Origin of the sequence: Paenibacillus sp. CCS19, from assembly GCF_033239625.1 — a bacterium.
In the GTDB taxonomy this organism is placed as follows: Bacteria; Bacillota; Bacilli; order Paenibacillales; family Paenibacillaceae; genus Paenibacillus_T.
This window is the reverse complement of record NZ_BTCK01000006.1, coordinates 29,870-42,536: the sequence shown is the minus strand read 5'-3', so window position 1 is coordinate 42,536 and position 12,667 is coordinate 29,870. Positions and strand designations below refer to the sequence as shown.

General features: G+C 55.7%; 2 protein-coding genes. Both read left to right on the top strand.

The features are described 5' to 3' along the window. The first annotated feature begins 109 nt into the window (after nucleotides 1-109). Nucleotides 110-1,735 (top strand): type II CAAX endopeptidase family protein, encoded by a 1,626-nt coding sequence (locus SBI19_RS06885; RefSeq protein WP_317966364.1) that lies wholly within the window; start codon nucleotides 110-112, stop codon nucleotides 1,733-1,735. A 49-nt stretch (nucleotides 1,736-1,784) separates the two neighbouring features. After that, nucleotides 1,785-12,440: a non-ribosomal peptide synthetase gene (locus SBI19_RS06880; RefSeq protein WP_317966362.1), complete on the top strand. Its 10,656-nt coding sequence runs from the start codon at nucleotides 1,785-1,787 to the stop codon at nucleotides 12,438-12,440. The last annotated feature ends 227 nt before the right edge of the window (nucleotides 12,441-12,667 follow it).

Genomic DNA, 12,667 nt, shown 5'->3' with positions numbered 1-12,667 from the left:
TTACAGAATAGAAACATCGTACCTTATCGACTTATAGAGGTCGTTCAAAAAGCGTGCTGAAAGTCCGACTTTTTGAACAAGTGCTTATACGAAAGGAAAGGGATCGATTGTGAAATTTAATGTGAAAGCGCTGGCTGGCTCCGTGCTGCATGCGGTGATGTATTTGCTTGTATTCTGGGTTGTTTCCGAGCTGCATGGGATGTTGTTCATCGACAAGTTCGAAGGGTACCGGAACTTTATGAACGACAACATTCCCGTATTCCTATGCACCGTATTCGGAGGCGTCTTCGTCTTGTTCCTGCTTGTCTCCTATGCGCAACAGAAGTTGTCCAAGGGGCGGATTGGCGGCATATTGGAGACTGCTAGGTTCCATAAACTGAAAGCTGCCGATATTCGTCTGCTCGTCTACATCGGGATCGCAGGCACGCTGCTGTTCATCAGCGTGATGAATCTTCCTTACGTCCGTGACAATACGCAGGACTTCCAATCGTATGTGGACACGTTCAGCCGGGCGGACTCCTTCATTTATGTCCTAGTAGGCGTTGGTTTCCTTGCCGTTTGCTTCGAGGAACTGCTGTTCCGCGGCATTTTGTTCAATGCGCTTGAAAGGACGCTTCCGCTCTGGGCTACGGTTCTCACTACCTCGCTCGTATACGGCTATTTCCAGCCAAGCTTCTGGGTGAGCGTCACGTCCGTGTTCTTAAGCGTGCTCTACTGTCTCGTGTATGCCAAGCTGCGTTCCCTCTGGTCATCGATCCTCATTGGCTCCGTCATTAACTGCCTCATCATGCTGACCAAAGTATGGGGCGTTCATGACGCGATGGCGAAGCTGCCAGGATTTGCGCTGCTGCTCGCCGCCGTTCTGTCGCTGTTGTTCATCGTCTTTGCGCTCTTCGTCATGTGGAAGGGCTGGCAGCCGGTTCGTCCTTATGCTGTATTGACAGGTAAGGTAGGGCTGATTGTGGCGCTGTACTACATCCTGCTGCAAATTCTCGTCGTCATCTGGGATAATGCGGTGCTGCCTCGCTACCCGTCGCTTGCTGAGCACGGCATCATCGGGTTGTACACGAACGCGCTGCTGTCCTTCCCGATGTTCTATTTCCTCTACAAGAGGCTGTATAAGCAAAATTTGTGGAAGCTCGCTCGATTTGAAACCGTCGGCTGGAAGCCGCAGCTTCTTAATGTCGCGCTCGCGATCTGCATGGCGATCTGGGTCATGAGCTTGTTCAGCATTCCGCAGGTGAAGGACGCGGCGCCGGGCTTCGAAAGCATCGTCGGCTTTTTCCTCTTTCAGAACGCCTGGGTGTTCTTCAGCTTCTTCGTCATCAACTCGGTGTACAAAGAGGTGCTGTTCCGCGCCTTGCTGTTCAACGAATTGCGCAGCAAGCTGCCGGTAACGGCTGCGATGATCATTACCGGCATTCTGTACGGCATCTTATTCTTCTCGGGCGATTTGCCGCTGACGCTGTATGGTACGGCCGGCGCCGTTATTTTCGGTATGCTGTATATTTGGCACCGTTCCATCTGGATTACGATCGTCAATGAATATGTGTTGTTCTCGACCTACTACTTGATTCGCAACCAGTTCGGATTGCCGGAAGGCGCAGGCCTATATGTGCTGCTCGTAGCAAGTTCGGTTGGCATTCTCGTTCTGCTGTATGCATTATGGCGCATTCGACCGCAGGCGATGACGACGACCGTACGCACTTCGCATGATGTTCAGTTGGATGCCTAAGCTTCGACTTGCGGATTGATGAAACGAATAGAGGAGAGGGGAGACGGTTATGACGATGCAAGAGCTGGAGTGGTGGAATGAGTCGCTGACCGATGAGCAACAAGCGCCGCTGGATGTGGAGCAAGTGGCCCAGCCGTCCGCCTCCCGCGACGTTGCAATAATCGGGATGGCTGTACGGCTGCCGCAGGCAGATTCCCTTCAAGACTGGTGGAGCGGGCTCCGGGAAGGCCTGGATGCCGTCGGCGAGTTCCCGCAAGCAAGAAGGAAAGACGTCGAGTCGCTGCTCTCCGATACGAAGCTGCCAGGCGGGAAGGCTGCTTATTATGACGGGGCGTATTTGGAGCGAATCGATGCATTCGACCATCGGTTTTTCCGCTTGTCGCCGAAGGAAGCTTCGCTTATGAGTCCGAACCAGCGCATCTGGCTGGAGACGGCATGGGGCGCGCTGGAGGATGCCGGCTATGGCGGCGATCGGCTGCTGGGGACGCGTACAGGAGTCTATATGGGCTATAACGGGGATGCGTTCCATGATTATAAAAGGTTAATCGCCGAACGCGACCCTGCCTCGCTGTCGCTTGCGATACCTGGCAATCTATCCGCAGTGACGGCGGGGAGGCTGTCGTACCTGCTTGATTTCAAAGGACCGAGCATGGCGGTTGATACCGCCTGCTCGTCTTCGCTCGTTGCCCTTCATCTGGCTATTCAGGCGATTCGTTCAGGGGAATGCGATCAAGCGGTCGTCGGCGGAGTGAAGACATATCTGCTGCCCGTCGACCTCGGCATTCGCATCGGCATTGAGTCGCATGATGCGCGGGCGCGTACGTTCGATGCCGCATCGGACGGCACAGGCGGCGGGGAAGGCTGCGCGGCGATTCTGATCAAGCCGCTCGATCAAGCGCTGCGAGACGGAGATGCCATTCACGCAGTCATTCGCGGCTCGGCAATCAACCAAGACGGTGCATCCATTGGACTGACTGCGCCTAATGCACGTGCGCAGGAGGAGGTCATCGCGGCTGCTTGGGAGGATGCGGGCATCGACCCGGAGACGATCGGGTATATCGAAGCGCATGGCACCGGCACGAAGCTTGGCGATCCGATTGAAGTTGCGGGCATAACGAATGCGTTCCGCCGTTATACCGACCGCAAGCAGTTCTGCGCAGTCGGTTCGGTGAAGACGAATATCGGGCATCTCGATACGGCTGCGGGCATAGTTGGTTTGGTCAAAACGGTGCTCGCCTTGCGCAGCGGCGAGCTGCCTCCACTGGTTCACTACCGCAGTCCGAATCCGGAGATTCCGTTCGAACGATCGCCGCTGTACATCCCGGCCGCGCTGCAAGCTTGGCCTCGCGCCGCTGAAGGCGTGCCTTACCGAGCCGGCGTCAGCTCGTTCGGCATGAGCGGGACGAACGCGCATGTCGTGCTGGAAGAAGCTCCTCGACTGCCTGCTCGCGATGAGATAAAGACGGGGCCTGCCGCCGCTCGGTTACTGCCGTTGTCGGCCAAATCGCGAACGGCGCTGCGAGCGCTGCTTGGCAGCTATGTGGAGTGGCTCCGAGGAGAAGGTGCGCTGCTGCCGCTCGCAGACATTTGCTGCACGGCTGCGGTAGGACGTGGACATTACGGTTGGCGCGCTGCCATTGGCGCGCATGGTCATGAACAGCTGGCAGCAGGGCTGCAGCAGCTCGCGGAGACGCTGGACCGACTGCCTGCTTCCTTGACACCGGGCTTGGTCATGAACAGCGGCGGCGGCTGGCTTGGCGTACCGCGTCAAGGAGACGAGGAACGTGCTGTTGATCCGTCTTCCGATTTGCGTAATTTGACGGCGGTCGGCCGTCTGTATGCGGAAGGAGCGTCGATTGATTGGCCGAGGTTGTGGGCTGGGGCATCGGCTCGTACGGTCCATTTGCCGATTTATCCATTTGATCGCATTCGTTGTTGGATTGAGGAGGGAACTGCTGAACTTCAAGCAGGTTATCGCAAGCCTGCGGACTATGGTACTGATCAAGCTGCGGTTGCTGTCGATACGGCAGCATCGGCTTCGGATCAAGCAGACAACAGAGCAGCGGCTGCTGCTGTTGAGCTTACGGGCCGAGCGGATAACCGCTATACCCGTGCGGAACAGCTAGCGGCGGAAGCGTGGTCAACGGCGCTTGGCTTAACGACGATTGGCGTCGAAGAGGACTTCTTCGAAGCAGGCGGAGATTCTATTCTCGCGCTTCGCGTTGCGAGCGCGCTGGAGGCGGCAACAGGCGGAAGCTTCAGCGCTATGGATATCACTCTTCAACCAACCGTGACAGAACTAGCAGAGCTGTTGGAGGAGCAGATGCCGTCACTGAACGACGACGAGCCTAATGACTTGTCAGCAGCAACGGTGGTTATTTCAGCGATAGACACAGCGGTTCTACCGGCTCGGCAGGACAAGCTGCTTCCGTTATCCCGTTCACAGCGGCGAATTCTGCTTAACAGCTATCAGCCGGGAGCCGAGCGTTATCATCATATGACGCTCGCTTATACGATCACTGGAACAATTGCAATAGATCGCCTGGAGCGGGCATTCGCTGCGCTTGTCAGCCGTCATGAGTCGCTGCGGACGACATTCGAATGGACAGAAGACGGAGAACCTGTGCAGCGGGTACATCCTTCTGCGCCATTCCGATTGGAGCGCAGTACGGTTGCATCCGAGAATGAATGGAATGAATATGCGGCTTCTTTCGTGCAATCATTCTCGCCTGATAAGCTGCCTCTCTTGCGCGTTGGTCTGGCAACCGCGCCGACGAATCGTCATTTACTCGTATTGGATGCTCATCATCTTATACTCGATGGCGCTTCCCTAGTCATGCTGCTCGGCGAGCTTGTTGCGCTTTACGAAGAGAAGCCGCTGCCGCCTGTTAAGGTGCAGTATGGCGATTATGTTATGCGTCAACTCGCTTGGCTCGAGAGTGAAGAGAAGATGGTTCAGCGAGCCTATTGGTTGGAGCGAACGATGGCAGGGGCACTGCCGAAGCTGACGCTGCCGCTCGACCGGCAGCGGCCTGCATGCAAGTCGCAAGAGGGTGGCTGCTATCGATGCATCGTGCCAGCCGATACCGTTCGCTCGATTCAACGGACGGCAGCCGCTTGCCGGACATCAACACACGCGGTACTGCTCGCCGCTTACAGTCTGCTGCTCAGCCGGTGGGCGGGCCAATCCGACCTTATCATCGGCTCACTCGCCAATGGCAGAGAGGATGCACTGCTGCTGGGGGCAGCGGGGGTGTTCATCAATTTCATTCCGATTCGGCTGCATATTACGGAGGATCAGACGGCAGAAACGTTCATCCGATCCGTGCACGCGGTTACGACAGAGGCGCATGCGAACGGCCGTTACCCGTTCGATGAATTAGTGTCTGAGCTTGGCGCGACGCAGGATCGCTCTCGTTCGCCGATCTATGATGCCATGCTTGTCTACCACAATCATGCGGCGGGCAGTGAAGCATTCGAAGCGGGTGGGATTTCGTTCGAACAGTATCCGCTCCCGCGTACGACATCGATGCTGGATGTGAAGCTTGATTTGTTCATATCGGCAAGCGGCGAGCTGCACGGCGTATGGGAGTACGATGCGGCACTGTTTGATGAGACGACCATTGTCAGCATGGCAGCGCAATTCATATCGCTGTGCGACGCATTGTGCGCGGAACGAAATCAAGAGCTGTCGGAGCTGGAGCCGCTCAGTTCGGCGCAGGAAGCCGAGTATGAAGAGCGGCGAATGCTGAATTTCGCACTAGAGCCATCGATCCCTTTACGGTCGGCAGCGGACCAGGCTCCTGCACGACCTGTCTTTCATGTTCATATTGCGGCGACATTCACGGCCGAACCGCTAGAGCAGCATCTGAAGGCGTGGCTGGCGCTATTCGGCTGGTCGCCGGTCATTACGTTTGCGCCTTTCAATCAAGCGCTGCAGGATGTGCTTCGACCGCTGCCTGCCACTACGACTAATCCAACAGCAGATGATCAGACCCGAGCAGTAAGATTGCTGCTCATTCGGCCTGAAGACTGGCTCGGGGAGCAAGGCGCTGAGCAGCAGCTGGCGCTGCTTGAGTCCGACCTTGCAAGGCTGACAGCGCTGCTGGGGGAAAGGCCGGACCGCGCGCCTGTTCTGATCGGGCTGCTCCCAGCCGGGTCGCTGCAGCGGATTGCAGATTCGGAGCGGCAAGCTTTATTAGCGAGGTGGCATCGCACGTGGCGTGTTGAGGCTGCAGCGCATGGGGTGTCGGTTGTTGATTTTGCCCATGTAGCAAGTCGTTACTTCGTTGATGCTATAGAGGATGCGGTAACGGAATCCGTAGGGCATATCCCTTATACGGAACCATACTTTGCTGCTATGTCGGCGCATCTGGCTCGTGGACTCATTGCCGGCAGTCAAGCCTCGCCGTTCAAAGTGATTGCCGTGGATGCGGATAACACCCTGTGGCGCGGCGTATGCGGAGAAGATGGAGCCGAGGGCGTTTCGGTGACGCCAGGTTTTGCCGCTTTGCAGCGGAAGCTGCTGCAGGCGCGGTCTGAAGGTTTCCTGCTCGTTCTGTGCAGTAAGAACAACGAGTCTGACGTCTGGGATGTGTTCGAGCGCAATCCGGGTATGCTGCTGAAACGGGAGCATTTTGCCGCATGGCGCATTGATTGGGACCCTAAATCCGGCCATGTGCGAGATATTGCGCAAGAGCTCGATGTATCGGCAGACAGCTTCATCTTCCTTGACGATAATGCGGCAGAATGTTTAGCGATGATGGCTGCTTGTCCAGAGGTGCTGACGATCAAAGTGCCGGAAGATACGGTCGGCCAATTGGCTGCTTTCGCAGATCATCTATGGGCGCTCGACCGTGTGCAGGTAACGGAAGAGGATCGACGGAGAGCTGATCGTTATGGCGAGGAGCGGCAGCGTAAGCTGGCAGAAGCCTCGATGTCGTCGATGGAGCAGTATTTGGCTAGTTTATCGATTAAGCTCACCGTTCGACCGCTGCAGAGGGAAGACGTGCCGCGAGCGTCACAGCTAACGTACCGTACGAACCAATTTAATTCGACTGGCATTCGCAGCAGCGAGGATCAGATCATGCAGCAGGCGCAGCTGGGCCGCGTGTTCGTGTTAGCGGCATCGGATCGGTATGGTGACTACGGTCTAGCAGGTCTTGCTGTCGTTGATGCGGACGAAGAGACGATGCGTATCGAATCGTTCATGTTGAGCTGCCGCGTCCTCGGCAGAGGAATTGAATATGCCGTATTGGATCGGCTTGCTGCAATTGCTGATGAGCAGAGCTTGACTAAGATCCGGATCGACTACATGCCTACGGCGAAAAATGCCCCGTTCGCTGCCTTCCTGCGCACATTGCCAGGCGGAGAGAGATGGAACGCAGAAGGAGCATTGCTGTTGTCGCGTCATGAAGTACCGGATGCTCCAGCTCATATTACGCTCGAAGACAACATTGAGTCTGTTCATCGTCAGGAGCCATTGGATAAACAGATGAGTCAGCACGGCATGAGGCCTGTCCATGTGATGGAGTCTACCGAAAGGTATGATACAGCTCGTCCATCGGAAGTAGGAACGGACTGGAATTGGAGCTTCCTGCCGGAAGATGAATACGAAGCTCATCAGCTATTCCATTTCGCTTACGCCGAAGCGCTTGGCTATGTGAGGGGGGAGCAGCTTGTTGATTTTACAAGAGAATGGTTTGTTCACGAAGCAGTGGATCAAGCTGCACGCGCTTATAATGAGCCGCTGCAAGGCGAGACGGAAGAGGTCTTAGCTGAGCTATGGCGCGAAGCGTTTGGTGTTGGAATAAGGCTCCGCAGGACCGATACGTTCTTCGATGCCGGCGGCGATTCACTGCGAGCGGCATCCCTTGTGTCTGCAATCGTGCGGCACTTCGGCGTCGGCGTAACGCTGACGGAGCTATTCGTACATTCCTCGATCAGTGAAATGGCTGAACTTATCGATAGGAAGCGAAAGGCAGGCGTTCTAGAAGCAGCATTAACGCCTCAGCTAACCGCGGCGCCAGCTGCAGCGTCTTACCCTGTTACATCTGCTCAGCGAAGAATGTACGTACTGCAGCAGCTTGATCCGTCCGGAACCGCGTACAACATTCCGACCGTATTGGAGCTTCGCGGAGAGCTGGACGAGCAGCGTCTCGCAGCTGCGATCAGCCAATTGATCGAAAGGCATGAGGCGCTGCGTACGACATTCGTCCTGCAAGACGGGGAGCCTGTGCAGCGTATTGCCGATGCTGCTTCGGTTGCGGTGACAGCAGCAGCATTCAGCCGCCATACGATCCTAGATCAATCGGCCGCGGATGCTGCCGTGCAATTCGTTCAGCCTTTCGATCTGTCGACGGGTCCGCTTATGAGAATTGCACTGTTAGAGACGTCTGATTCAGAGCAGCGCTATCTGCTGTTTGATATTCATCACATTATTGCCGACGGCGTATCGGTCAATGTATTGGTGGATGAGGTGATCCGGTTGTATAACGAGCAATCGATGGCGCCGCTGGAGCTTCAATACAAAGATTATGCGGTGTATGTGCAGCAGACGGGGATGAGCAGCGAGGAATTGCTGCAACGGCAGATCCTTCGATTAGGCGATCATCTGCCGAAGCTGGAGCTGCCGCATGATCATGAAAGGCCCGCCGTTATGGAACGTGCCGGTGTCCGTTATGATCTGATCATCGATCATGAACAGACGGCTGGCATCCAGAGACTTGCCAGGCGAACGGAAACGACGCCATTCATGGTGCTGCTGGCAGCTTACGCAGTATGGCTGATGCGGTTATCGGGGCAGCAAGACGTCGTGATCGGTGCGCCGATGGCAGGCCGCACCGTGTCTGGCACCGAGCGGATGGCGGGGTTGTTCGTCAATTCGGTGCCGATTCGACTGGCGCCATTAGAAGCTCGTTCCTTCGAGCAGCTGCTGCATGATTCGAAGCCGCAAGTGTTAAGCGCGATCGAAGGGCAGGAGGTGCCGTTCGAGGAGCTGGTCGATCGTATGCTCCCGCCGTCCGAAAGGAATATGGGCCGCAATCCGCTCTTCGATGCCATGTTCTCGATGCTCAATATGCCGCATGCGGAGATGACAGTTGATGACGGGCTTCATGTTCGCCAGCTGGATATCGACTTCGGTACGGCTCAATTCGACGTTGGATTGTCGGCGCTCGAGCGGGACGGGCAGCTTCAGCTGACGTTCCAATATGCGAAGCAGCTATTCCATCCATCCACAATGTCGCGGTGGACCTCGATGTTCGGACGTCTTCTTCGTCAACTGCTGCAATCGCCGGATGCTGCGATCGGCGCTCACGATATTCTCGATGTCGAGGAACGACACCGTTTGTTGTATACGTTCAACAATACGGCTGTTGATCAACGGCTTGGCGTGAACACGTTGACGGATATGTTCCGCAGGCAAGCGATGTTGACGCCTGAACGTACTGCGGCTTGGTTCGAGACGGAACAGCTGACCTATCTGGAGTTGGACGAACGATCGGATTCGATTGCTCAGCAGCTGCTTGCTTCTGGCGTTCGTCGAGGTGATGCGGTCGGCCTAATGGCTGAGCGGTCGCCGGCATTGCTTGCGGGAGTACTCGGGATTCTGAAAGCAGGCGGGGCTTATGTGCCGCTGCCGCCTGATTTTCCGACGGAACGGCTTCGATTCATGGCAGAGGACAGCGGTTTGCACGTTGTCTGCGTGCAGCAGCAATGGCTGGCAGTGCCGGAAACTTCGCTCGCTGACTGTGAACTTCTTGTTATAGATACGGATGGACAAGTCATTAACCGAGAAACTTCCGCCGATAACAGCATGAACTTCGAACCTGTAACGGAAGACGATTTAGCTTATATTTTGTTCACTTCCGGCTCAACTGGCAGACCAAAAGGCGTCATGATCCGCCACGGAGCGGTCATGAACCGAATCGGTTGGATGCAGCGCGCTTATCCGCTCGAAGAAAAGGACGTTATTCTGCACAAAACCCCTTACAGCTTCGACGTGTCCATCTGGGAGCTGTTCTGGTGGATGCTGGCCGGCGCATCGGTCGCATTAGCGCCTCCTGGTGCGGAGAAGGATCCTGTCGGGCTGCTTCAGCTAATCGAGAAGCACCGTGTAACGACGATGCATTTCGTCCCCTCCATGCTTGCTGTATTCGTTGAATCGTCGCAGTCGCAGTCGACCGATAGCTTGCGTTCGAAGTTCCATACATTGAGGCATGTATTTGCAAGCGGCGAAGCATTGCAGCCAGGACATGCGGAGCGGTTCTATGAAGTTGTACGATTCGGTGCCGATAATCAGGTTGTACGCTTGATTAATCTCTATGGCCCGACGGAGGCGACGGTGGACGTTACTGTCTACGAATGTGAGCCAGGCATATCGCTGCGGACGGTGCCCATCGGCCGGCCGATTGACAATACCACGTTATATGTACGGAATTCGAGCGGGCAGCTGCAGCCGATCGGCGTACCCGGCGAGCTCTGTATCGGCGGCGCGCAGGTTGCTGCCGGATATGTGAATCGTCCAGCGTTAACGGCTGAACGGTTCATTGCAGATCCATTCGCAGCCATCGAGCAGGGGAATTTGTATCGTACAGGCGACTTGGCAAAATGGACGGATGAAGGACTGCTCGAGTACATGGGAAGGCTTGACGATCAGGTTAAAATCCGCGGGCATCGTATCGAGCTCGGCGAAATCGAGCGAGCTCTGATGACCTGCGAGGCCGTATCCGAAGCCGTTGTTATTGTCGTAGAAGATGACGCGGGCAGCCGCTCCTTATGCGCGTTTATCGTCGCGGAACGCAGCTGCACCGCAGGAGAGCTGCGCAAGCATTGCGCTGATCTGCTCCCGAGCTACATGCTGCCTGAAACCTATGTACAGCTCGCTAGTATGCCTCTTACAGCCAGTGGCAAGGCAGATCGCAAAGCGCTGACGAAGCTGCACGTCAGCCAGGCAATGGAAACGGGAACGACTTATGCCGTTCCAACGACCGAGACCGAACAAGCGCTGGCAGAGCTGTGGCAGTCCATTCTGAACCGCGACGCCATTGGCATCGATGATGAGTTCTTCGAGCTTGGCGGCAACTCGCTGCGAGCCGTGGCGCTGAATGCGCGCATCGAGGAGCGATTTCATGTACGTCTCGAGCTGCTTACGTTGTTCCGAGCAACGACGATTCGCCGATTAAGCGTATGCATAGAAGAGGCGCTTACAGCGCCAACCGTTCGGGTAACGGAGCTGCGATTCCCGCATGCGCTGCCTCAACCGTATTATCCGGTCTCCGCAGCGCAGCAGCGAATGCTGCTTCATCAGCAGCTGCAGCCGGGCAGCTTGTCCTATCATATGACAACGGTGCTTCGCTGCGAAGGCGGACTGGATAGCGGCAGACTGAAGATTGCTTTGCAGGAACTGGTCCGCATGCATGAATGTTTGCGAACTTCTTTCGAGCAGCGCGGCGGCCACATGGTCCAAGCGATTCATCCGTCGATCGAACAGCTGCCAATGTCCGTATGGGAGCTGGATTCATTCAAGCAAACCTATGAACTGCACATGTTCTCGGTTGAAGCATCTATCGATGTCATGTTAGAGCTGTGGCGCAAGCCATTCTCGCCGCGACAGGCGCCGTTATTCCGTCTAGATGCGGTCAAACTGGCGGATCAATCATTTCTGCTCCTATTCGATATCCATCATGCGGTTTCCGACGGTTTGTCTGCTGCTATCCTGCTGCAAGATCTAGCAGATCTGTATGAGGGACGACAATTGGCTGCTCCGACGCTTCAGCAGAAGGATTACACGGAATGGCTGCGTCAGTCATTGACAGATGGCAGCATGAAGGCAGCTGCAGCATGGTGGATGGCTCAGTTCGAGGATGGTATTCCTATGCGGGTCATACCAATTGAAATATCTCGTACTGCCGTCTCGGTGGAACAGTCGCAGAGAGCTGAAGCTGTAATTATAAGGCTGGATGCCAATCGTTCTGACAATATTAAATCCATGGCACAACGCTATAACTGCACGCCTTTCATGGTGCTGCTCGCTGCTTATGAGGCCGCATACAGCTGGTGGACATCATGCGACGACACTATAATCGGTCTTCCTATCGCAGGTCGAAGCCATGTGGATCTGCAGCGCACTACAGGTCTGTTGCTGAATGTCGTTCCACTGCGAGGCCGACCATCTGCGGCCATGACGTTCGAGGAACTGCTGGCGGATGTGAAGAAACGAATGGTAGACATGCTGCAGCATTCTCACTATCCGGCAGAGCTGCTTGTAGAGGCGCTGGATGAGCGCGGTCTCATCCTGTGGGAGTCTTCGCGTCATCCGCTATTCGACACATTGTTCGTCATGCAGGACGCAGTAGATCGTAAGGCGGCAGCAGGTAGAGTCCGCTGGCAGCCTATCGCGCATTATACAAGTTCGGCGAAGCTGGACCTCGCAGTTCAAGTCGAGGAACAGAACGGTGCATATGAGCTGACCTTCGAGTATCGAAGCGCCTTATTCGGTGAAGCTGCGATCCAGCGGCTGGCGGCATGTATGGAGCAGATTCTTGCAGGAGCTGTTGAAGGACCGAACGCTGCATTATGCACCCTTACATCCTATAGCAATTCGCTTGTAACTGTCGCAGCATCTGCCGATGTGTCGGACAACCATTCGGTCGGCCGCTCGGAGAAGGCGCCTGATTTGTTCGAAGATGCGTTTGATTTCTAGACAGCGGCTTGACTTCGGATTAGCTGGAGAGTAATATTTAAAGGAATAAGTAACGATTCGATGATGGGACCAAGTACCCGCGTACACGTACACAGAGAGAGACGCCAAGGCTGCAAGCGTCTTTATGGTGGCGAGGCGAATGACTTCCCTGAGAACGAACGGTGAACACAAGGCGGCGTAACCCTGTATTGTTTGGGATAGTCGATGCTGATGTCATTAGCCGGATC

Coding starts and splice junctions, on each gene's coding strand:
- SBI19_RS06880 (WP_317966362.1), top strand. CDS start 1,785: ATGACGATGCAAGAGCTGGAGTGGTGGAATGAGTCGCTGACCGATGAG.